19 protein-coding genes and 2 other annotated features are annotated in these 23,893 nt (G+C 43.1%); of the genes, 4 read left to right on the forward strand and 15 right to left on the reverse strand.

From position 1 onward, the window contains the following. Positions 1–6 precede the first annotated feature (6 nt). From NST12_RS08905 to NST12_RS08925, 5 genes are all read right to left on the reverse strand, one after another. Positions 7–879 carry an AAA family ATPase gene (locus NST12_RS08905; protein WP_048623434.1) on the reverse strand — a complete coding sequence of 291 codons (873 nt, stop codon included), beginning with the start codon at positions 877–879 and terminating at the stop codon, positions 7–9. Between the two features lie 417 nt (positions 880–1,296). Beyond that, entirely contained in the window at positions 1,297–1,734 is a 438-nt protein-coding gene (locus NST12_RS08910) for a Rok-like winged helix domain-containing protein (protein ID WP_004439798.1), read from the reverse strand. A 239-nt stretch (positions 1,735–1,973) separates the two neighbouring features. Beyond that, a complete protein-coding gene (locus NST12_RS08915) occupies positions 1,974–3,341 on the reverse strand; it encodes an ISLre2 family transposase (RefSeq protein WP_003355652.1) in 1,368 nt (455 codons plus the stop codon). 1,010 nt (positions 3,342–4,351) lie between these two features. Next, positions 4,352–4,561 carry a DUF6501 family protein gene (locus NST12_RS08920; RefSeq protein ID WP_270584741.1) on the reverse strand — a complete coding sequence of 70 codons (210 nt, stop codon included), beginning with the start codon at positions 4,559–4,561 and terminating at the stop codon, positions 4,352–4,354. Between the two features lie 4 nt (positions 4,562–4,565). Continuing rightward, positions 4,566–5,684: an NAD(P)H-hydrate dehydratase gene (locus tag NST12_RS08925; protein WP_341100966.1), complete on the reverse strand. Its 1,119-nt coding sequence runs from the start codon at positions 5,682–5,684 to the stop codon at positions 4,566–4,568. Between the two features lie 239 nt (positions 5,685–5,923). Between NST12_RS08925 and NST12_RS08930 the strand changes: the two genes are divergently transcribed. Further along, positions 5,924–7,291, forward strand: coding sequence for an ISLre2 family transposase (locus tag NST12_RS08930; protein WP_003355652.1), 1,368 nt, complete (start codon positions 5,924–5,926; stop codon positions 7,289–7,291). 53 nt (positions 7,292–7,344) lie between these two features. Here NST12_RS08930 and NST12_RS08935 read toward each other — a convergent pair whose 3' ends face one another. Further along, positions 7,345–7,740, reverse strand: coding sequence for an NAD(P)H-hydrate epimerase (locus NST12_RS08935; protein WP_341100969.1), 396 nt, complete (start codon positions 7,738–7,740; stop codon positions 7,345–7,347). A gap of 274 nt (positions 7,741–8,014) precedes the next feature. Between NST12_RS08935 and sda the strand changes: the two genes are divergently transcribed. Continuing rightward, positions 8,015–8,137 (forward strand): sporulation histidine kinase inhibitor Sda, encoded by a 123-nt coding sequence (gene sda / locus NST12_RS08940; RefSeq protein ID WP_307190439.1) that lies wholly within the window; start codon positions 8,015–8,017, stop codon positions 8,135–8,137. A gap of 969 nt (positions 8,138–9,106) precedes the next feature. Here the strand turns inward: sda and odhB are convergent. Both odhB and sucA read right to left on the reverse strand, forming a co-directional pair. Further along, the gene (gene odhB, locus NST12_RS08945) at positions 9,107–10,375 is read right to left on the reverse strand and encodes a 2-oxoglutarate dehydrogenase complex dihydrolipoyllysine-residue succinyltransferase (RefSeq protein ID WP_341029681.1); all 1,269 of its coding nucleotides are present in this window, start codon (positions 10,373–10,375) and stop codon (positions 9,107–9,109) included. Positions 10,376–10,571: 196 nt separating this feature from the next. Further along, positions 10,572–13,415 carry a 2-oxoglutarate dehydrogenase E1 component gene (gene sucA / locus NST12_RS08950; RefSeq protein WP_048624459.1) on the reverse strand — a complete coding sequence of 948 codons (2,844 nt, stop codon included), beginning with the start codon at positions 13,413–13,415 and terminating at the stop codon, positions 10,572–10,574. A gap of 498 nt (positions 13,416–13,913) precedes the next feature. On the opposite strand from sucA, the gene NST12_RS08955 reads away from it, so the two are divergent. Further along, positions 13,914–14,408, forward strand: coding sequence for a hypothetical protein (locus NST12_RS08955; RefSeq protein WP_048623437.1), 495 nt, complete (start codon positions 13,914–13,916; stop codon positions 14,406–14,408). Between the two features lie 251 nt (positions 14,409–14,659). Next, positions 14,660–15,457, forward strand: coding sequence for an ABC transporter ATP-binding protein (locus NST12_RS08960; protein WP_048623438.1), 798 nt, complete (start codon positions 14,660–14,662; stop codon positions 15,455–15,457). A gap of 95 nt (positions 15,458–15,552) precedes the next feature. Here the strand turns inward: NST12_RS08960 and NST12_RS08965 are convergent, their stop codons facing one another. The 7 genes from NST12_RS08965 to trpE form a co-directional block, all read right to left on the reverse strand. After that, positions 15,553–16,371: a YihY/virulence factor BrkB family protein gene (locus tag NST12_RS08965; RefSeq protein WP_004439822.1), complete on the reverse strand. Its 819-nt coding sequence runs from the start codon at positions 16,369–16,371 to the stop codon at positions 15,553–15,555. Positions 16,372–16,565: 194 nt separating this feature from the next. Beyond that, on the reverse strand, positions 16,566–17,351 hold the full coding sequence (trpA, locus tag NST12_RS08970) for a tryptophan synthase subunit alpha (RefSeq protein WP_048623441.1): 786 nt from the start codon (positions 17,349–17,351) through the stop codon (positions 16,566–16,568). After that, positions 17,348–18,550: a tryptophan synthase subunit beta gene (gene trpB, locus NST12_RS08975; RefSeq protein WP_341029685.1), complete on the reverse strand. Its 1,203-nt coding sequence runs from the start codon at positions 18,548–18,550 to the stop codon at positions 17,348–17,350. Before trpB ends, trpA begins: the two co-directional genes overlap by 4 nt. Continuing rightward, positions 18,547–19,161 (reverse strand): phosphoribosylanthranilate isomerase, encoded by a 615-nt coding sequence (locus NST12_RS08980; RefSeq protein ID WP_004439831.1) that lies wholly within the window; start codon positions 19,159–19,161, stop codon positions 18,547–18,549. Before NST12_RS08980 ends, trpB begins: the two co-directional genes overlap by 4 nt. A 5-nt stretch (positions 19,162–19,166) precedes the next feature. Continuing rightward, positions 19,167–19,949 (reverse strand): indole-3-glycerol phosphate synthase TrpC, encoded by a 783-nt coding sequence (gene trpC, locus NST12_RS08985; protein WP_341029688.1) that lies wholly within the window; start codon positions 19,947–19,949, stop codon positions 19,167–19,169. After that, positions 19,950–21,557, reverse strand: coding sequence for a bifunctional anthranilate synthase component II/anthranilate phosphoribosyltransferase (locus NST12_RS08990; RefSeq protein ID WP_341029689.1), 1,608 nt, complete (start codon positions 21,555–21,557; stop codon positions 19,950–19,952). It abuts the gene before it with no gap. Further along, on the reverse strand, positions 21,558–22,952 hold the full coding sequence (trpE, locus tag NST12_RS08995; RefSeq protein ID WP_341029690.1) for an anthranilate synthase component I: 1,395 nt from the start codon (positions 22,950–22,952) through the stop codon (positions 21,558–21,560). Positions 22,953–23,020: 68 nt separating this feature from the next. Next, positions 23,021–23,257, reverse strand: a binding site (T-box leader). A 44-nt stretch (positions 23,258–23,301) separates the two neighbouring features. Continuing rightward, positions 23,302–23,543: a binding site (T-box leader), on the reverse strand. Between the last annotated feature and the right edge of the window lie 350 nt (positions 23,544–23,893).

A 23,893-nucleotide genomic window follows, 5' to 3' on the forward strand; every position in this document is an offset into this window, starting at 1 on the left:
CCATCCCTACCCGAATATCGTCTCAGCGATGTTTTGAACCGCTGCTTTTTCTCTCTCATCTTCCAATTTATCTATAATCGCTCGCTTAATGGCGCGAATCGGCGGCAGAAAAACGGCTAAATCACAGGCATCAATCAATGCTCGAATGGAAGCCGCCTCTTCTGAAATAATTCCGTTTTTGGCTTGCTCGATTAAATCGGAAGAAAGGGCCACAAATTGATCAATCTTTCGTTCCTCTTTCAGGAGGCTTTGATCAAGCAACACCTTTTTTAACGTTTCTCCGCTAATATAAGGTACTTCAATCATGACAAATCGGTTTTTGAGAGCTTCATTTAATGGCGTCGTTCCGATATATCCTTCATTAATGGCAGCGATGACGCCAAAATCATGATCCGCTTTGACGACTTCGCCGGTAAAAGGGTTTGTAATGGTTCGTCTGTAGTCAAGAACTCCGTTTAATATCGGAAGTGTTTCCGGTTTGGCCATATTAATTTCATCTATATATAATAAATGCCCTTTTGTCATCGCTTGGATAACGGGGCCTGGAATAAATTCAATGACTTGTTTTCCGTTTTTTTCCTGAATCGTCTTAAATCCAAGCATTGCTTCTGCATCGAGATCCACCGAACAATTGATGCTGTGCATCGGCTGCGAAAATAATGACGCCAACGTCTCTGCCAGTCTTGTCTTCCCTGAACCAGTCGGTCCTTTCAATAATATATTTTTCCCCATTGCCAATGCGATGGCTGCGTCAACAAAAATAGCCGGATCTTCGGCATTGTATCGTATTTTTGTCTGCTGTTCCTTATTTTTAAACCGCTGTGACCGTTTGTGAATTTCTTCTTGAACCGGCTGCGGCAAATATTCTATAGAACTCATTTATCTCGATCCTTTCTATGAAGCATTTTGCACAGTTTCATTCATTAAATGACCAATAACAGATTTAAGTGATGGATATCTTGCTTTCATCACCTATCAAAAAAGCGTTGATACATTCTAAATTGAAATATTTTCCATTCAATCTAGACGCTGAAAAGAAAAAGACGTGAATAAACCAATTTACACTTTATTATACCTTGCCAAAAGAAACAAGACTATTTGTAAGGCCCGCTTTAAAACGGTAAGAGATCGGTCGGCAAACGTGCATTCTATTTAAAAGATGATACAGGAGATTCTTTAAAATCATAAGACCATTATATTTGACCACAACAAAAAAGCTGATTACATCCGTAATCAGCCTAAGCTGTTGGCATCATCGTCCGTTTTACCGATCAATTGAATCATATGTATAAACAATCAGTCTTCATAATCGTAAATGTACAATCCTCTTCCCAGTTTTTGAACATGCGGTTCTTCTTTCATAAGCGCTTTCATAAAAGTAGTCATATTCGCGATTTTCCTAGAAGTGACGGCCTCAATCTGTCTTTGCAAGTCAACTCCTCGAATCGGTTCATTTTGCGCTTTCAAAATGGAGACTGCCACTTTTCTCATTTCGCTTACTTCTTCTCTTCTCCCTAAGATTCTTTTTTCAGAATCAACAGCGTTGGCTGCTTCATTTGGGGAGTATGCTTCTACCGGCCAATCACCTTGAAGATTTTTTTCCATCGCATCCAATTCTCTTAATCTGTTTGTAATTTCTTCCCGTTCTTTTCGGATCTCCTGAAAAATCTTCACTTCCACATTATTTAATTGTTCCAAACGAATTTTCAATGCCATTCTTTCGTTAAAAAGCATCCCCCTGCTCCCTCCGTTATTTCTAAATGTAAATTAGTCCATTTTCTATTCTATATAATAAATTGCGTCAAAGTTATACTAACAAAAAAATGGAGTCAGTCAAGACTTTGTGGGAATTTTTTTGGTTCGCTGAAAATAGATGTAAGTCATAGGTTAGCGAACCATTTTTTTGAATTTCATCCGTAAGCGCTTTCGGACTCTCATCCCTTGCCATGACAGACGAATATGTATACCTTTTTTTACCATCCCTTGAATTCAGACAGGGCATGATAGATCGGAGTCCCGGACGATTGCTGTAAATATGGCACGTTATTCCGCGTTACCTCTGGAAGAAGACGGCGGATGCGTTGTTTCGCCTTGTTCACGATCGTCTGTTTGGTAGATGCCGTTTCCTCCGCCGGATGCGACGATTCTTCTCCTAAACGATGTCCGAAAAGACGAATCCCATCCATCCGGGCAATCATTGCCTTGAAAAACGCCCTGAGTCCCTTGTCTGTCCAACTGCGGCGGTATTTCACCCGATACGCCAGCTGGCTCATCACGCTTTCAGCCCTCCCCATCGGATACATGCCCGTTGTGTCCACTCCTTGCTCCTTCAGCCATTCCCGGTAATCACGGATGCATCCCGGCATCGATTCGATCCGGTGGATCAAGGCAGCCAGCTGTTGTTCTTTCGCTTCGTCCCCCAGCGTGCCGAGGGCGCTGTTCAGTTCCACAAGCAGCTTCTCTTCATCCTGCTTCGCCAGCTTTTGCCGAATCGCCTGCCACCGTGGATGGCCCGAGAGGCATTGGCGCAACTCACGCGCCACGTGGAATCGATCCAATTGGAAGCAGACCCGTCCTTTGAAATACTCCCGGCACGCGGTAATCCATGGAGCGCCGTCCCCGTTGATGACAAGAAGATCCCGACACGGATCATAGGCATATTCGTTCATCAAAAATTCCTCGAAGCCTTCCCACACCTCCCCCTTGCCTTCATGGACGTAATGGCGCTGATTCACGAATTCGATCCGTGAGCCGTTACGCTTCCATCCTTCGTGAACGGTCAGGATTTTGTCTTCCTTGGCCCGTTTTCCCTTCCCTTGGAGAGAGACAAACAGTCCATCGGCCTCCACAAACAGCACCCGTCCATATCGCTGGTCAACCGGGCAGTGCAGCGGAACTTCAGCCTCGAGCACCAACTGGCGGATCGTCTCATGGCTCATCACCGGATACCCGACCATCTGGGCAAGCGTATGAGCCGCTTTGCGATAGGAAGAGCACTCCACAGCCAATCCCATCGCCGTTTCTTCTAGACAAGGGCTGATTGACTGCGATCCATCAAACGCTAAAAAGGAATCAAGCAAAAACGTGTAACGGTTTTGTTCTCGGTCTAAATAGTAGTTTCGCTCAAAGGTAACTTCGCCAAACAAGGTTTGAATCGTGGTGCGTCGTTTGTCTTTCAAGTGGTACCGGCGCTTGTCCCGGGTTTCCGCCAATTGTCGGTCGATGTCCTCCAACAGAGCCGTAAACAGCTCGGTGAAGGCGTTTTGCAAGGCTCGAAACAAATCAAGTTCGATCTCTTTCCATGTCAACGAATTTGTGGTAAGATGTTGTTGAATATTCATAGGACTCTCTCCTCCTGTTTGATGGTGTGAACAATGATCATCTTACCAGGGAGAGAGTCCTTTTTTCATGTTTCCTGCTTGGGATCCTACCGCGCTTTGCTTGGTGGCCCCGATGAGGGGGATTGCGAACCTACGTTCCCAACCCCCTCATCGGGGAATTCTAAGAATTTCTCCCACAAACATTTTACTCACACAAAAAAATGCACTCGTGACTATTAAAAATTTATAATTATTCATTTCTATTATTAAAGAAACTATTCTTTTTTCTCATATTTTATTTTTTTCGTTATGAGACTTTCTTTTCGATCCTCTTCTTCACCTTATTTTTTACAAGGGAAACTCATTTATGGACTCATTTAATCATTGCTGCTAATTATTATCTTTCTAAATACTTTTTATGATTTTATAAATTTTATAGCAGCGAAAAACCCGTTATTCACCGGGTTACATAGCAGTATTTTCATTTTGTTGGTTTGCGAGGCTTTCTTTTACTTGATCACAAGCTCGTGCTGCCTGTTCAAGGGCGTTTTGCAACGATTCTTCATGATTTGGGCTGCTTGCAGGCGTTGACGGCTTGCACAAGTCTATTTGATGATGCGAAATTCATTCGCTTTCCGCGGGCGATCCTCGAGCTTCCTCTCTGTGGGTCTCGATTTGCTCGCTGTTCCCGTGGGAGTCTCGTCCATTTCGCAATCATCAATAAAACGTAACTTAGCCAAATGAAAAAATATCGCCTTTTCCATTATGTCCTGCTAACAATAAAAATGGAGGCGATTTTCTTGAGTAGCTATTTTTATTGATTAAAACAAACATTGATTCGCGACGGAGAATCGTCAAAGCTTTCCGTGAATATCTTCTGATAATGTGGCTGTTCGATCAGCCGATTTGAAACTGGCGGAAAAGGACCACTATTTGCTTCAAAAAAAATCCCGAAATAGAGAAAACCCGACGAGAAAATGATTTTATCTCGACGGGTTTCCGTGTTTAAAAATGGATTTGGGGACAATCCCTTATGCCTCTACTTCTTCAAAATAATGTTTGTAAAATCCTGCCACTTTGTTTGTATTATCCACCACGAAATAAAATTCTTCTGTTTCATTTTTCACTTCATAAATCTTTCCCACTGTCAACACATTGTTGACCATATACTTTTTAGCATTGGTATTGGTGCACTTCACTCTTTTTAAAGTTGGTCTTTCTCTCCACGTCAGATGAATCATGTCTTCATTCCTCCAATTCTTTTTCCATTTCCTTGCAAACAACAGGGAGCAGCCGTTGAAAATCATGGGCGGTCATCGCAGCGCTGCCGTTCGATTGAACCCAAAGATCAGCACAAGCCCCATGAAGGTATACAGCATTTGCCACAGCAGCTTGAACGTTCGAATGAATTCCTACGCTGGCTAACAACATACCGGTCAAAATATCTCCGCTCCCCCCTTTGGAGAGAGCTCGATTTCCTGTAAGATTAATCAATCCTGATCCGTCAGGAAACGCAATCACCGTGTACTGCCCCTTCAGCACGACTATTACCCGGTGTTTCATTGAATATTGAGAAGCCACTTGAAGACGGTTCTCCTGAATAAACTTCGTTTCCAGACCGGTCATTCGTGAAAATTCACCTGGGTGGGGCGTCACAATCACGTGGTTTTGGGATTTACTGTAATCGCGACCACGCAAGGCACCGGCATCCAATATTTTAGGTATATCCATTGGCAGCAACTCCGTGATCAATTGTTCCAATGGATCATCCGGTTCTAATCCGGGACCCACAGCCAGGCAAGAAAATTTCTTTTCTATTTCCATCTTTTTTATATCTTGTAAAGGCTCATAAATAAAAGTCGCTTCTGGAACTTGAGCCCCCACAAAGAGCGAAGCATGTTTCGATGTGGCAACCGAAAGTTTTCCGATTCCGAATCTCATCGCTCCGATAGAAGCCAGTGCGACGCTGCCGGGCATCGAATCGCTGCCGGCTATTAATAAACCGTTGCCATAAGTCCCTTTATGAGAATTCGTCTTCGATTTAGGCCAACTTTTCAGTACATCCGCTTTTGTCCACACTTTCCACTTGCTTTCATGAGGCAATCCAATATCCGCTATGTATAGTTTTCCGTAATAGTCGGAAGACGGGAACAAAAAACACGATGGCTTATATCCGTGCAGAACGATGGTCATGTCCGCCCGATAAGCATTTTGATCACATTTCCCTTCATTCGCCAAGACTCCGGTTGGAATATCGATCGCCACTGTTTTCCCAGATTGTCCATTTATCCATTTTAAAATTTTCCTTACATCTTCTTTCATCGGAAGCCTGGCCCCGACGCCTAAGATTCCGTCAATGATCATATCATATTTTAATTCAGGTTGAAATGGGCTTTGATCAAATCCGAGGTGTGAGTAAAATGTTTGTGGGAGAAATTCTTAGAATTCCCCGATGAGGGGGTTGGGAACGTAGGTTCGCAATCCCCCTCATCGGGGCCACCAAGCAAAGCGCGGTAGGATCCCAAGCAGGAAACATGAAAAAAGGACTCTCTCCCTGGTAAGATGATCATTGTTCACACCATCAAACAGGAGGAGAGAGTCCTATGAATATTCAACAACATCTTACCACAAATTCGTTGACATGGAAAGAGATCGAACTTGATTTGTTTCGAGCCTTGCAAAACGCCTTCACCGAGCTGTTTACGGCTCTGTTGGAGGACATCGACCGACAATTGGCGGAAACCCGGGACAAGCGCCGGTACCACTTGAAAGACAAACGACGCACCACGATTCAAACCTTGTTTGGCGAAGTTACCTTTGAGCGAAACTACTATTTAGACCGAGAACAAAACCGTTACACGTTTTTGCTTGATTCCTTTTTAGCGTTTGATGGATCGCAGTCAATCAGCCCTTGTCTAGAAGAAACGGCGATGGGATTGGCTGTGGAGTGCTCTTCCTATCGCAAAGCGGCTCATACGCTTGCCCAGATGGTCGGGTATCCGGTGATGAGCCATGAGACGATCCGCCAGTTGGTGCTCGAGGCTGAAGTTCCGCTGCACTGCCCGGTTGACCAGCGATATGGACGGGTGCTGTTTGTGGAGGCCGATGGACTGTTTGTCTCTCTCCAAGGGAAGGGAAAACGGGCCAAGGAAGACAAAATCCTGACCGTTCACGAAGGATGGAAGCGTAACGGCTCACGGATCGAATTCGTGAATCAGCGCCATTACGTCCATGAAGGCAAGGGGGAGGTGTGGGAAGGCTTCGAGGAATTTTTGATGAACGAATATGCCTATGATCCGTGTCGGGATCTTCTTGTCATCAACGGGGACGGCGCTCCATGGATTACCGCGTGCCGGGAGTATTTCAAAGGACGGGTCTGCTTCCAATTGGATCGATTCCACGTGGCGCGTGAGTTGCGCCAATGCCTCTCGGGCCATCCACGGTGGCAGGCGATTCGGCAAAAGCTGGCGAAGCAGGATGAAGAGAAGCTGCTTGTGGAACTGAACAGCGCCCTCGGCACGCTGGGGGACGAAGCGAAAGAACAACAGCTGGCTGCCTTGATCCACCGGATCGAATCGATGCCGGGATGCATCCGTGATTACCGGGAATGGCTGAAGGAGCAAGGAGTGGACACAACGGGCATGTATCCGATGGGGAGGGCTGAAAGCGTGATGAGCCAGCTGGCGTATCGGGTGAAATACCGCCGCAGTTGGACAGACAAGGGACTCAGGGCGTTTTTCAAGGCAATGATTGCCCGGATGGATGGGATTCGTCTTTTCGGACATCGTTTAGGAGAAGAATCGTCGCATCCGGCGGAGGAAACGGCATCTACCAAACAGACGATCGTGAACAAGGCGAAACAACGCATCCGCCGTCTTCTTCCAGAGGTAACGCGGAATAACGTGCCATATTTACAGCAATCGTCCGGGACTCCGATCTATCATGCCCTGTCTGAATTCAAGGGATGGTAAAAAAAGGTATACATATTCGTCTGTCATGGCAAGGGATGAGAGTCCGAAAGCGCTTACGGATGAAATTCAAAAAAATGGTTCGCTAACCTATGACTTACATCTATTTTCAGCGAACCAAAAAAATTCCCACAAAGTCTTGACTGACTCAATCCGAGCGAACGGAAATATTCAAAATGCTGGATAGCCGGCGCCGTTTTAGGCATTCCCACAGGAAAGACCAAGTCGGCCTTAATTCCATTTAGCTTTAAATAGCGTGCAAGGACGATGCCGTCTCCTCCGTTGTTGCCTCGCCCTGATAAAATCAGAACTCGATCTTGTTTATGAATGTGTGGAAGCAATAATCGAAATATTTCTCTTCCAGCATTTTCCATTAATGTAAACGGCGACATGCCGTTGGATTCTGCCAATGAGTCCACTCGTCGAATCTCTTCGCTTGTATAAATATGCATTGCCATCACTCCTTTCCGTTCGTTCCTGATATTCTCATTTTACCATATGACCCCTTTTTCTGTTCAATACAAGGAGTTCGACTGAAAAAGACGCCTTGGCGGCATAGAAATCGCTTGTACTTTTTTGCTTTTTCGATTTTTTTCCACCTTTTATTTTTCAAAATTTCCCCGAATTTTCCTTTGCAAACGAAATCATAATTTGTTAAAATATCAGACAATATAGATGATTCTATATTATAAATCCTTTCCGAGAGGGGTTTTGTCATTGAAAATCATGAGCAATGAACAATTGGTGGCAGCCTATCGCGACGCATTAAAAAAAGGTCAGGAACGTGAATGGATTGAATTATTAAAGAAGGAAGTCAAACGGAGGGGATTAAATCCTGCACGATACTAGTGCAGCAATATGGAATAAACGGAATGAGAAGATGGTCTTTCACGGGCCATCTTTTTTATTTGTCACATCTCAAGTTGTTCCTTCACCATTTTTCACAAAAAAAGATGGTGTTCTTGTGCCGCACAAGCCTTCGAACCAGAAAACAAAACGTTACGGAGTGACCCCAAGCTGTCACAATGGCAAAGCATAAATCAAAAAATATGAATGAATCGAGTAGGAGGGAGCGATTAACTCCCGTCCTCTCACACCACCGTACGTACGGTTCCGTATACGGCGGTTCAATTAAGATAATTGACGCAAGTCTTTATAACTTCCGTGAATAGCTGTTCTCTTTATGCCAGTGGTCACTCCACCCTCCAAGAGGTCTCCCACGGGATTCACCGCTTCCTCCCTCAAGTGAGGTACTACGTTTTCTGTGTTCATCATGACTCACTGAATACCAAGGGCTATTCTCTCTTAATTGTTCGGTCCTTCTTAGTTGTTCTAGACCAACTAATACTATGACCTCTGCTGACTTCTGACGGTTCAGCTACTTATCACTAAGTAGGTTATGAAGAGTACTTCACATATCCGCCAGACCTCCCCGGGTAAGTACATGCACTTTCACACCATCTATCCGCCTCATTTACTCGATATGACCTTCGACAGAAAGAGCTTTGTTTTGTTATGCAAACTCACTCAATCATACCTAGCCTTATATGAGGTTCGTGTTCCTCGGACCGGTGTTTTGCCTCCAGCTTCCTTCAGATTCCGCGTCACCACGGACACCCTTGCTCTTGGCTAACCTCTACTTCTGTCTTCGGGGTTCGGGACTTACACCCTATAGTTCATGTACATGCCGGGCGCACATTCAAAAAAGATGCCGCTCTCATGGCGGCATCTTTTGTCTGGTCGCATAAACAGAGTAAACGAATTTCCTTTCATAAACTGCGCATAAAAATTCAGCCTTAATCGATTTTTTAAAAGAGATCAGCCTTCTAAAAGCAGGGATTCTGGATTTTCCAAAAGTTCTTTTACAGTTTTCAAGAATCCGACAGCGTCTCTTCCATCAATAATTCGATGATCGTATGAAAGGGCGATATACATCATCGGGCGGTTTTCAATCCGATCTTTATCAATGGCAACTGGTCGAAGTTGAATCGTGTGCATTCCTAAAATTCCCACTTGATTACCATTAATGATAGGAGTGGACATGAGTGAACCAAATACTCCGCCGTTTGTAATCGTAAAGGTTCCGCCCTGCAGATCGTTAAGCGATAATTTTTTATTGCGTGCTTTTTCAGCTAAATCTGCAATGTCTCTTTCGATTTCTGCGAAGTTTTTACGATCGCAGTCGCGGACAACTGGAACGATCAAACCGTCATCTGTTGAAACGGCTACGCCGATATCATAATATTTTTTGAGTAAAATTTCGTCGCCTTGAATTTCTGCATTGACATAAGGATATTTTTTCAATGCCGCCACGACGGCTTTTGTAAAGAAAGACATAAATCCTAGACGTACATCATATTCTTGAATGAATTTTTCTTTATACCGTTTGCGGAGGTCCATTACAGCCGTCATGTCGACTTCATTAAAGGTTGTCAGCATGGCAGCGGTATTGGTCACTTCAACAAGGCGTTTCGCAATGGTTTGTCGACGGCGGCTCATACGCTCTCGAACGACCGGTTTTTCATCCTGAACTGCTGCTGTGTTTTGTTGAGGCGCTGCTTGCGAAACCGCAGGCGCAGGTTTCGCTTCGGCTTTTGGTTGGTTGGCAAAATATTCTACGTCTTGTTTGCGAACGCGGCCTAACGGATCGATAGTAGGGACTTGAGACAAGTCGATTCCTTTTTCGCGGGCCAATTTCCTAGCGGCTGGTGAAGCAATCGGCCGTTCTTTTGGACCATCGTCTTTGATCGCTACAGATTCTTGTTTTACTTCTTGTTTTGGTGCCTCTGCTTTTGGAGCTTCTTTTGGTTCTTCTGCTTTTGGTTCTTGTGGGGCTGGAGCAGGAGCAGCAGCACCTTCTTCCACCACAGCTATCACTTGACCAACTTCTACCGTATCTCCTTCATTCGCTTTTAATTCTGTAATAACTCCTGATTCTTCGCTGATCACTTCTACATTTACTTTATCTGTTTCTAGTTCAACTATATATTCTCCCTTTTCAACCGTATCTCCAGGCTTTTTAAGCCATTGTGCGATAGTACCTTCAGTAATCGATTCTGCCAATTCGGGAACTTTAATTTCAGCCACTGTGATGTCCTCCTCCTAATTTCCTTCCAAAGCTTTTTTATTCAAAAGAACCACCATCATCCTAAAAAAGGAGAATGGAAACGATATGCCTCCTGGATCTATGACAAAACCATCCAGTCAAAGTTTTATTCCTAGGAGGCATCCGCAATCTTCCCCCGTAAATAGGCCATAGGGGAAAGACCGGCATGAAAGTGTTTTATGGTCTTGTTAACGCTTGTTTAATAATATGATCTTGTTCTTTTCGATGGACGACAGGATCTCCAACAGACGGGCTTGAACGTCTTCTCCGTCCAATATAGCGAACTTCCACTCCTTCTGGAGCTATGTCTCTTAAACGAGGATCCACATAAGACCATCCACCCATGTTTTGCGGTTCTTCTTGAACCCATACAAGTTCTTTGACATTTTGATAACGTGATAACACTTCTTTAATTTCTTCTCTAGGGAATGGGTATAATTCTTCCACTCTCAAAATATGAAGCCAATCAAGATTTTCTTCTTTATCCAATTGCTCAGCCAAATCAATCGCAATTTTTCCGCTGCATAGAACAATACGTTCTACTTTATTTGGTTTTTCACCTAAGCCGCTTTGCTCCAATATTGGACTAAAATGGCCATGGGCAAGCTCTTCTACGGTAGATGCAGCCAAAGGATGGCGAAGTAAGCTTTTTGGCGTCATGATCACTAACGGTCTTACTTCTTCTTTTCTCAAAACGGCTGCCTGACGTCGTAAAATATGGAAATATTGAGCTGTACTCGTCAAGTTTGCAACCGTCCAGTTGTTTTCGGCAGCCAGCTGCAAGAAACGTTCAACACGTCCGCTGGAATGCTCAGGGCCTTGGCCCTCATATCCGTGCGGCAAAAGCATCACAAGTCCCGATTTTTGCCCCCATTTCGCTCTTCCGGAAGAAATAAATTGATCAAACATCACTTGGGCCATATTGGCAAAATCTCCAAATTGAGCTTCCCATAAAACGAGCGTTTCAGGCGCAAACACGTTATATCCGTATTCAAATCCTACAACAGCTGCTTCTGTCAAAGGACTGTTGTGAACGACAAATGAAGCTTTCGCACCTTTAATATGGTGCAACGGGATATATTTTTCACCTGTTTCCATATCATGAAGAACGAGATGCCGCTGCGCAAACGTACCGCGCTCAGAATCTTGGCCTGTAAGACGGATAGGTGTTCCATCTCGTAGAATGGTTGCGAACGCCAATGTTTCTGCATGGGCCCAGTCGATTTTCCCTTTGCCTTCAAAAACTCCCTCACGGCGTTTTAAAATTTTCTCTAATTTGTTGAATACGTGAAAATCTTTCGGCCATTCTAATAATTGTTGGTTAATTTCTCTCAATATATTTTCGTCAATTTCTTCTTGTGGATTAGGCAGAAGGTTTTCCACCTGTATAGGCGGATTCATCACAATATCCGGGTTTTCATCCTTCTTCGGCACTTTTTCATACGCTGCTTTCAGTTTATCCACAACTTCTTTTTCAAATTTTGAAGCCAGATCTTTTTGAATCAACCCTTCATTAACTAACTGATCGGCATATATGGCTCGGACTGTTGGATGGTTTTGTATGATTTTATATAAGGTTGGGTTTGTCGCCATCGGTTCATCCATTTCATTATGTCCAAAACGCCGGTATCCAACTAAATCGATTACAAAATCTTTATGGAACGTATTTCGATATTCAAAAGCTAAAATGGCCGCCGCTAGACAAGCTTCAGGATCGTCTGCGTTCACGTGTACAATTGGCATTTCAAAGCCTTTCGCAATATCAGAAGCATATCGTGTGGATCGAGAATCGTAGCTTTCTGTTGTAAATCCGATCATATTGTTGGCGATTACATGAATCGAACCACCTGTTTGATAACCAGGCAATCGGCTTAAGTTCAATGTTTCAGCCACGATGCCTTCTCCCGGAAAAGCGGCGTCTCCATGAATCATAATCGTCAAAGATTTTTTTACATCCTGTTTTGGGTAGCCAGGTTGAGTTCGATCTTCTTGCGCAGCTCTTGTATAGCCTGCTACAACCGGATCTACCACTTCTAAGTGGCTTGGATTGTTGGCTAACGTGATCCGTGTTTGTCCTTGGTTGCTTTCTTTTACACGGCGATCGGCGCCAAGATGGTATTTTACGTCACCAGTCCAACCGTATGTAATTCCGATGGATCCTTCAGAAGGTATTAATTTTTTGCTAGGAGAATGCTGAAATTCAGCAAAAATCATTTCGTAAGGTTTACCGAGAATGTGAGCCAGCACATTCAGACGTCCGCGGTGGGCCATGCCAATATTGATGCTTTCTGCCCCTTTTGATACTGCTTTTCGAATTAACTCGTCAATCAGTGGAACCATCACATCCAAGCCTTCAATAGAAAACCGTTTTTGACCAACAAACGTACGGTGCAAAAACTTTTCAAAGCCTTCCACTTCCGTTAAGCGCTTTAATAATTGTATCTTTTCTTCTTTATTTAAAGATGGATAAAAGCTTCCTGATTCCACTTTTTGACGAAGCCAATTTCTTTCTTCCATTTCATGAACTTGGGCAAATTCAAAAGCAAGTTTATCCGTATAAACTTTCTTTAAATGATTGATGGCATCGAGTCCGTTTTGGACATGAGAAGGTGCGTTTGGACAAATAAATTCAACCGGAATATTTTTTAAATCCTCTTCCGTCAGTTGAAATTCTTCTAATTCAATTCGACGTGAATCTTTATTTCGATCATTTAAAGGATTGATATCCGCCGCGAGGTGACCGTAAAAGCGGATATTATCGGCCAGCTTCACAGCAGCAACAATTTTGTGATAATCCACTTGTCCTTGCGGAGCCGGACGAAACGTTCCCGTTCTAGGTGCAGATTGTTCCCATCCCTCTTCGACAACCGGAGCTCCCCACTGGTTGAATAATTCTTTAAGATCCGAGTCAATACTTTCTGGATCTTCTAAATATTTTTCATACATCTCCATGATATAACCGAGGTTAGGCCCAGAAAAGCGGTTCCACGGTCCCCTTTGGTTTGATGTTTGTGTGTTCATCATGCAAAACCTCCAACCGTAACGTCCTGTTATTGATTTTCTCGTCATCCCACATTCATAAATTATTCCAAAAATAATTAAAAACGCTTACAAGTCCATTTTACCACGCTAAAGTAAAAATTGAAAGAATATCCTTTCTTTTTCGTCTAATTGTCTTCATTGATTTGACCAATGATCTTCTCATTTTCATATTGATCAATTTGTGAAATTCGTAACAACATCCTGATTATTCTGAAATAATTTTTTCACCTTCTATTCCCTTTTTTCTGAAATAAGTTTAATTTTTTTCATGTACCATCTTACTACTCTTTCTTTAAAAATCAATCCTTTTTGACAAAATTATTAATTTTTATAGAACAAATAAAATTGGCTATCTTTTTTTCTGCTTTATTCCGTTTTTTCCTTTTTTACCCGCTCCTCAATCAACACCATCTGAACGTTTCCTAGGCTCAAGACATAAGATATGAAGAACGAATATGGAATTCGAGGGGGATTGGCATGTTTCCGTGGAACTGGTTTTTTTCGAATGAAAACCTCCCTAATGACTGGATGAAACAACTCAACCCAGCCGACGTAGAACAGTTTATACAAGAAATGATGAAGAAAACCATCCCTCCTAATTGGCAGCAAACCCATCCATTCTCTTCACAATTCGAAAAGCAAGATCCTCCTTCTCCAGAAAAAGAAACATCTCCTCCCTCTCCTCCAATCCCTATCGAGGTTTTTGAAACGTTTGACTATGTATTCCTTCGGCTGCGACTCAAGGAAGAGTGGCTGCAACATTTGAAAATTCATCATACTTCCCAAAAAGCGATCATTTATAATGTCCCGGAAATGGGGGAACGACAAGAAATTGTTTTACCAGCGCTTGTCAAACGCAAAGGAGCTAAAGCTGAATTTCAAGACGGTATTTTAGAAATCTGCTTCTTGCGGATGGAAGATTGGCAAATTTCCGAAATTCATTTGCCAAATAACAAGGAAGAATCTCCGTAGTATTCTTCAATATCTCTTCATCTTTCGGTCACTGAAAAGTTTTTCTGAACCTTTTGTTATTGTTCTCCCATATATTTACTTTAGAAAGTAAATGACAAATCATGTGAAACAGTTAGTTGGCCCTGTTTCTTAAAGTATTTGAATATGCTTTACCGTTGGAGGAACCCCTTTTATTTAACGGAATTTTCTTTTAATTACAAATCTTTTTTGCTACAATTTTTTTGAATGAAGGTTGGAAAAGGGGAAAAACGATGAAAAAACTCGTCTCGCTTAAAAATGTAAGTTGGCAAAGAGGAAACCGAACCATTTTGGACTCGATCAACTGGGAGATCTCATCCGGAGAACAATGGGCGGTGCTCGGGTTAAACGGCTCTGGAAAAACGTCTTTATTGAATATTGTTTGCGGCTACCAGTATCCTACGAAAGGAGAAGTTGTCGTTTTGGGGGAACGTTTTGGCGAAACGAATATCCCCGAACTGCGAAAAAAAATCGGAATCGTCAGCCATTCGCTTAGTCGCTTTGATGATGTTTTGAAAAATGAATCAGTAGAAGAAATCGTTTTGAGCGGAAAATTTGCTTCCATCGGATTGTACGAACAAGTCAGCCATGAAGACTTGGATCAAGCTGATGCTTTCATGGAACAATTCCGAATCGGCTATTTAAAAGGGAGCGCTTACCAATCTCTTTCCCAAGGAGAAAAAATGCGTGTCCTTATCGCCAGAGCGTTTATGGCTAATCCTGAAATCCTCATTTTAGACGAACCATGCAGCGGATTGGATATCCGTGCTCGCGAAGAATTGCTGAACGCCGTTCAAGAAACTATCATAGAAAAGAAGCTCCACCTTATTTACGTAACCCACCATATCGAGGAAATCATCCCAACGATCAGCCACGTCCTTGTTCTGGAAAACGGTCGTGTCATCGCTGCGGGAGCAAAAGAGGATGTACTGACCGACGACGTGTTGTCAGAAGCTTTTTCCATTCCCGTTCGCGTCCATTGGGAAGACGAGCGTCCTTGGCTCACGGTCAAACGAAAACAGTATCAATAAACATTCGTTAGGGTCTCATAAGAAAAACAAAAATGCAGCTTGAATCCCGGCAACAGCTACAATCACTTTTTTCAGAGCGCTCGGACCTTTTATCTTTACTTTTCTGAAACAGGATGCTCCAAAATGGTTGCATTCAATAATCCGCCGATCAAAATGACAGCCGCCGTTAAATAAAACCAAATAAGAAGAACGATAATACTTCCTAATTGACCGTAAATTTTGGTATATCCCCCTAAACTGACGTAGAAAGCGAAACCAATAGAGGCTCCTTGCCAACCAATAGTTGCAAAAATCGCACCTGGCAAAGCCTCTTTCCATAAAACGCGCTTGCTCGGAACAGCATGATAAAAAAAGAGAAAAAAACCGAAAAGAAATACCGTTCCTATTCCCCATCTTAAAATATACCACCATGGATACCAATTAAATGGAAAAGAAATCGTTTGATCGAACATCCTCAGAACGATATTTTCCAAAATGGGCAAGAACAAGGAAGAAGTCAACATCACCATTAGGCCGAATGTTAAAACAAGATCGTTGACAAGGCCTCCTAAAAATGATTTACGCCTCCGTATATGGTAGGCATCATTTAATGAACGGACTAACGACTGAACGGCCACGGAGGCAATCCAAAAAGAGGCGATCAAACTATATGAAAAAACATGGGATGGTTGTTGGTTCATGATTTGATCGACCGTTTGGCGAATAAATGCATAAGTATTTTTCGGAGCATAGGGCTCAATGATCTCCAAAAAGTCGTTTTGGTTGATAGGGAAAAAGCGAATGAGCGAAAACATAAACATTAAAAACGGAATAAACGACAACATGAAATAATAAGCGGTTTGGGCGGATTGGTCATAATACCGTTCGTTAAAAAATCGTTTTGCTACTAGCAACGGAATTTTTCGTTCATCCATGATTCCACCGGCTCCTTTTTCGTCTTTCTCCCTATTTTAGAAAAATAAACCTCCATTTTCCACTTTTCCACAAAAAAGAGACCTGGAAACCCAGATCTCTTAAAACCGTTTCTTCGTCTTTTTTCCGTCTGACGGATTAGCTCCCCATTTTTCGAAATCGCTGCTTGAATGTATTTAAGACGATGCATCTCCGTTTAAAGAATCGATTCCGTTTTCTTGCCAATCAGTTCGATTATTTCTTCTTCTTTTCCTTGATGAAACAGATCGACAATTTTGCTTCCAACAATGACCCCGTCGCAATAGGAACCGACTTCTTTTACTTGACGGTGATTGGAAATGCCAAAACCGGCTAGCACCGGAACAGGGCTTATCTTTTTCAAGTGTTCTAAATACCCGGACAATTCCTCCGGCAATTTGTTTCTTTGCCCTGTGATTCCCGTCACCGTCACCGCATATAGAAATCCATTGGAAGCTTGGGCAATCTTCTTTTTCCGCTCTTCTGGACTCGTCAACGTAACGAGTTGAATCAAATCGATATTCTTTTCTTTTAGTTCTTGAGAAAGGATTCCCTGTTCTTCAAAAGGAACGTCAGGAAGGATCACTCCGTTGACGCCCGCTTTGGCGCAATCGTTGACAAAGCGTTCGATTCCATATGCATACACAGGGTTTATATACGTCATCACAATCAAAGGAATAGTGACACTAGAACGAAAAGCGGCAATTTCAGCAAGCACTTTTGCAAGCGACACTCCCTCTTTCAGCGCCCGTTTTCCCGCTTCTTGGATAACTGGGCCGTCTGCAACGGGATCAGAAAAAGGAATGCCGATTTCTACCATGCTGGCACCGGCTTTTTCCAAAAAGAGCACCTTGTCTTTTAAACTGGACAAACCCCCGTCCCCCGCCATGATATACGCAACAAACGCTTTTTCGTTGTTTTGTTTTAATTGATGAAATGCTTCTGCAATCGATAGAGCCGTCATTTTTCTTCCCCTTTCAACACAGCTTGAACCGTTTCAACGTCTTTATCTCCTCGTCCGGACAAACAAACCACCAACACTTCTTCCGGCTTCATCGTCGGCGCTAATTTCAATGCATGCGCCACCGCATGGGAACTTTCCAACGCCGGAATAATCCCCTCCGTTTTCGTCAACGTTTGAAATCCTTCCAGCGCTTCTTGATCGGTCACCGATGTATAATGGACTCTTTTGATTTCTTTTAACAAGCTATGTTCGGGACCTACTCCGGGATAATCCAATCCCGCTGAAATGGAGTGGGCTTCCTGAATTTGCCCATTTTCATCCTGCAATAAATACATTTTCGACCCGTGTAAAATTCCGACTGATCCTTTCGTGAGTGTAGCAGCATGTTTGCCGGTATCTAGTCCGCTTCCGGCTGCCTCGACACCGAACAAGCGGACGGACTCATCTTCCAAAAATGGGTAAAACATCCCCATCGCATTGCTGCCCCCACCGACACAGGCTACAATAGCATCCGGAAGCTTTCCTTCTTTTTCGATGATTTGTTGTTTTGTTTCCTTTCCGATTACACTTTGAAAATCGCGTACTATTTTTGGAAATGGATGAGGGCCAAGAACCGATCCCATAATATAATGAGTATCTTCCACATTCGCCACCCAGTAGCGAAGCGCTTCATTAACCGCGTCTTTCAATGTGCCGCTTCCTTGACGCACACTGACAACTTTTGCGCCAAGAAGCTCCATTCGAAACACATTCAGCTTCTGGCGGCGAGCATCCTCTTCCCCCATAAAGATGATACAATCCATATTTAGCAGGGCACTAACGGTCGCCGTCGCTACACCGTGCTGGCCTGCTCCTGTTTCTGCTACCACCTTTCTTTTTCCCATTCGCAACGCAAGAAGCGCCTGCCCGATCGTATTGTTGATTTTATGGGCTCCCGTATGGTTCAAATCTTCGCGCTTCAAATAGATTTTCGCGCCTCCGAGTTTTTCCGTTAGATTTTTAGCATAGTAGAGCGGCGTTTGTCGCCCTACGTATTCTTTTAAGTAATAGCGCAGCTTTTGCAAAAAGTTTTCGTCGTTTTTCGCTTCTTCATAAGCGATTTCCAATTCCTGGACAGCTCTCATTAACGTTTCCGGAACAAAGCGGCCTCCAAACGGCCCAAAATATCCTTTTTCATCTGGTTGAACATACGTACTCATCTTTTTTGCACTCCTTTTGCTTCATCTATAAACAATTTGATTTTCCGGCGGTCTTTGCGCCCCTCCGTCTCTACGCCGCTTGACACATCGACACCAAATGGCTGTATGGCTTGAATGGCTTGCTGAACATTTTCCGGATTTAACCCGCCGGCAATGATCAAATTTTCTTTTTTCAATCGTTTTTCTTCTATTAAACTCCAATCAAATGTTTTTCCGTTTCCTCCGTAATAAGCTCCCTTTGGGCTGTCTACCAACAAATAACTAGCCGGAAAGTCTGCCATCTCACGTTCGTTTGTCTCTTTGCTCAACCCAAAGGCTTTAATGACAGGAACACCTAAAGATCTCGAGTATTCCGGAGTCTCCTCCCCATGCAGCTGAACAAAATCCAAATCTGCTTCTTTTGCGATGTTTCGAACAATATCAGGATCTTCATTGACGAAGACACCGATTTTCCAAACACTTTTCGGCAAGCTTTTGGATATTTCTTTCGCTTTCTTTAAGGAAACTCGCCTTTTGCTGTTCGCAAACACCATGCCAATGGCATCCGCCCCGCATTCAGCGGCAAATAACGCTGTTTCTATATCCGTTATTCCGCAAATTTTCACAAACATCGGTTTCACCTCAAATGGACTTTTAGTTGATTCATCGTTAGTTGAATGTCATCTGCCAGCATCAACGTTTCCCCGACCAAAATCGCTTTAGCTCCTGCTTTTTGCACACGCTCTACGTCTTTCGCCGTCTTGATTCCACTCTCGCTTATAAAAATGCGGTCATGATTCTTTCCAAATCGAGACAACAGTCGTTCCGTGACCCCTAAGTCTACTTCAAACGTTTTTAGATTGCGATTATTGACGCCAATGACAGAAGGATTCAAAACAAGCGCCCGCTCCATTTCTTCCTCGTTATGCACTTCTAGTAGAACTTCTAAATCTTGCTTGTAGGCGTACTCGTACAAAGACTTCAGTTTCTCATCATCCAAAGCGGCCGCAATCAACAAGATCACATTGGCTCCAGCCTGTTTGGCGGCATCTATTTGGATGGGGTCGATGATGAAATCTTTACACAAAATCGGCAAACCCACTACATCGCGAACTGCTTTTAAGTCTGCTAATGTTCCTTTAAAAAAAGGTTCGTCGGTTAAAACGGAAATGGCATTCGCCCCGCTCGCCTCATAATGTTTTGCCTGTTTAGCAGGATTTACATCCAGATTGATATTTCCTTTTGAGGGGGAAGCTCTTTTCACTTCCGCAATAATATTCATTTTGTCTGCATGGATAAAGGAATCATAGAAAGAGATTTTTTGAAATTTGCTTTCATTTCCAGCGTCGAATTGTTCCTTTAGTTTTCTCACTTCATCCTTCTTTTTTTCTAATATTCTGTCTAAAATGGTTCCGCTCATTTAGATCACCACTCTTTTTCTTTTTTCGCTGTAGTCGATCAAATATTGCAATGCCGATAATGCCCTTCCGGAATCGATGCTTTCTTTCGCCAGTCGAATCCCTTCTTGAATGGTATCCGCTTTTCCGTTCGCAAAAAAGCCTAAACCGGCATTTAACAGTACCGTATCACGATAAGCGCCTTTTTCTCCTTTGAGTACACCGATTAAAATTTCAGCATTTTCTTTGGCCTCACCGCCCACAATAGCTTCATTCGAATAATAAGGCAGGTCTACCTTTTCCGGAGTCACCGTCATTTTTTCTACATGGCCATTTTCCAAAAGAACTAAATGATTTTCTCCAGAAAGAGAAGCTTCATCCATAAAGCCGGCGCCGTTAAGAACGACAGCTCGTTTTCTTCCGAGACGATTCAGCACATCTGCCATCATCTCAAGCATATCCCTTCGGTAGATTCCCAAAAGCTGGCTATCTAAATCGACCGGGTTGGTCAGCGGCCCAATTAAATTAAAAATCGTAGGAATCTTTAAATCGCGGCGCACTTTCATAATTTTTTTCATGCGCGGATGAACGTGCGGCGCAAACAGAAACGCAATATGATTTTCTTCCAACAGCTCTTCGACTTCCTCTTCATGCAAATCCAGCGAGATTCCTAAATATTCTAAAACATCGGCGCTGCCCGTTTTGCTGGAGACGCTTCGGTTGCCGTGTTTCGCGACCTTCACGCCGCCTCCCGCCAACACAAAAGCACTGGTCGTACTAATATTAAAGCTGTGGGCTCCGTCTCCTCCAGTTCCGCAATTATCCATGACGTTCGGAATTTTTTTCTTGATGCCTAGCGCATGTTCACGGAGAACTTCCACAAGCGCCGCTACTTCATCTGCGTTTTCTCCTTTCGCTTTTAGCCCCATTAAAAATGCCGCCACTTCGCTGTCTGTAATTTCATCTGACAGCAATTCCCGAGAAGCCGATCTCATTTCTTCTTGATTCAAAGATTGCCGCTCTGACAGCTTTTTTAAGTAATGATTCATCTTCCGCTCCTTTTTTGTTTCCAAGAAAAATCGACGAATCAATTCTTTTCCGTTTTTTGTACCGATGGATTCGGGATGAAACTGCAGCCCATAAAGAGGATATTCTTTATGTTTGATGGCCATGATTTCTCCATCATCCGTAGATTCCGCTAAAATCTCGAATTTAGAAGGGAGCGTCTTTTCATCAACAGCTAAAGAATGGTAGCGCATGACTTCCAAAGGTTCAGAAAAACCGGAAAAAATGCTTTGACCAGTATGATGGATAAGCGACGTCTTTCCGTGCTTAATCGTTTTTGCCTGAATAATCTTCGCTCCAAAAGCGGCAGCGACCGCTTGATGTCCGAGGCAAATGCCCAAAATCGGGATTTTGTGGTAATAATTGCGGATTAATTCCAGGCATATGCCGGCATTATCCGGTGTACCGGGCCCCGGCGAAATCACAATCGCTTCCGGCTCCATTTTTTCAATCTCTTCGACAACTATCTCATCATTACGAACAACTTGAACATTTTTCCCTAATTCCGAGATTAATTGATAAAGATTATAAGTAAAAGAATCATAATTATCGATTAATAAAATCATTTACTCCACCTCCAGCAATGCTTTTGCTTTATTAAGCGTTTCCTCATACTCTTTCTCAGGAATCGAATCATAGACGATGCCTGCACCGGCTTGAACATAAGCTTTTTCGTCTTTCACAATCATCGTGCGGATGGCAATGGCAAAATCCAAGTCTCCGCTTGCGGACAAATATCCGATCGCTCCCGAATATAATCCACGTTTTTCCGGCTCTAAATCATTGATGATTTGCATCGCTCGAATCTTGGGAGCTCCGGAAACGGTTCCGGCCGGCAAACACGCTTTCAATGCTTCTAAACTATGAACCTCATTCTTCAACGTACCGGTCACTTCTGAAACAATGTGCATCACATGTTTGTATCGTTCGACCACTTGATCCTTCGTCACGCGTACCGAACCAATTTCCGCTACTTTTCCAATATCGTTTCGACCGAGATCCACCAGCATACGGTGTTCAGCCAATTCTTTTTCATCCGAAAGCAGCTCTTTTTCCAATCTTCTATCTTCCTCATCCGTTGCGCCGCGCGGACGGGTTCCTGCGATCGGATTCGTCATCAATTTGCGTCCGGACACTTTGATTAAGCTTTCCGGAGAGATGCCCACGACAATATAGTCCGAAAAGTCCAAATAATACATATAGGGAGACGGGTTCGTCTTTCGAAGCTTTCTGTATAAATCGAAAGGATTCCCCTTATATGGAGCCTCTAGGCGCTGGGATAGCACCACTTGAAAAATATCTCCTTTTCGAATGAAGTCTTTCCCCCGTTCCACCATACGGCAATATTCACTTTTGGACACATTAGAGGTAAAGGAAACTTTCACATTGCTTTCAATGGAATCTTCTGAAACAGGACGATCCAACATCTTTTCTAATTGATGGACTTCTTTCTCCAATTCTTCGGGTTTCTTTTTACGGCTTAAACTCATTGCCAAAATATACACTTTTTGGAGAAGATGATCGAATACAATGACGTTTTCATAAAACATTAAATGCATATCCGGCATTTGAATTGTATCTCGAGGTACGTTTCCAATGTTCTCAACATAACGGATGGAATCGTAGCCAATGTATCCGATAGCTCCTCCAATAAAAGGAAAAGGCAGGTTCTCGTCATCTTGTTTTGGAAAATAGCTTTCCAGCTTTTTAAAAGGATCTCCTTCTGATTGTTCCGTTTCTTTGGCAATCAGATCACGGACCGTTATTTTTCCATTTTCCGCAATGAATTCCATATAAGGATTCATGCCTAAAAATGAATAACGGCCTCTCTCTTCATGTTTAAAAGAACTTTCCAATAAAAACTTTTTCTGCCCATCTAACTTTTTAAACACCGCCACAGGGGTCAGCAGATCCCCCTCAATTTCTTTCATAACAAAATTCTTTTCTCGCACTACACTCAACTAGACTCACCTTCCTCATCTTTTCTAAAAGAAAAAAGTCCTCCAATCACACAGGAATGCCTGTATGGTTGGAGGACGAACTACGCCGCGGTGCCACCTCGATTGAAGCAAAAGCTTCCCCTTTTCGAGCACAGGAACTTTTCCGATGCTCTATCCTTTTAACGGCGGAAACCCGGGCATCCCTACTAAAAGTTCAGGACGCCTCTCGCAAGGCCATTCCGAACAGCGTATCGCACCGGCTCTCACCTTGCCCGGTTCTCTGTAACGAATCGGCTGAACGTACTCTTCTTGCTCATCGATTTATCCTCTATTCAATTTATAAAGAGAAATACAAAAAGACCCCTCATCTACAAAGGACGAGGAGCCCGCGGTGCCACCTTTGTTGATTGCTTTTACGCAATCCACTCACCGGATGGGCAGTCGTTTACCCATCCTCCACTGTAACGGAGTGGAAACCGCCAAAGCCTACTTTGTCTGCATTTCGGTTTGGAGCTCGGAAGCCCATTCACTTACCATTTCTCACCGGTTTACACCAGCCACCGGTTCTCTGAGCAGAAACGATAAGCTACTCTTCTTCCTCATCGCTGATTTCCGTTCATTTTTCTTAAGACATATGTTAATAAAACTCTTTTAAAATGTCAAACAGAAATTGAACCTAAATCCAATATGAGCAGAAAATTCTCTCTTAAACGGCTGAATTTCCACTTTTCCGCATAATCAGGACCCATTCAAATCGAATCTCACTTGAAAATGGACAAGATGAGATCCGCTTATAGGGATATTTACAATCAAAAGGTAAATTTAATAGTTTTTATTGAAAAATTTTTCAATATTTATCTGAAAAAACATTGAAATATTGTCATTCATTTGTTACAATTCAATCAACACAACATATAGTATAGAATATAGCATTCATACTATATGTTGATTATGATTATAGT

Origin of the sequence: Bacillus sp. FSL W8-1127 (assembly GCF_038006725.1) — a bacterium.
In the GTDB taxonomy this organism is placed as follows: Bacteria; Bacillota; Bacilli; order Bacillales; family DSM-4216; genus Bacillus_O; species Bacillus_O smithii.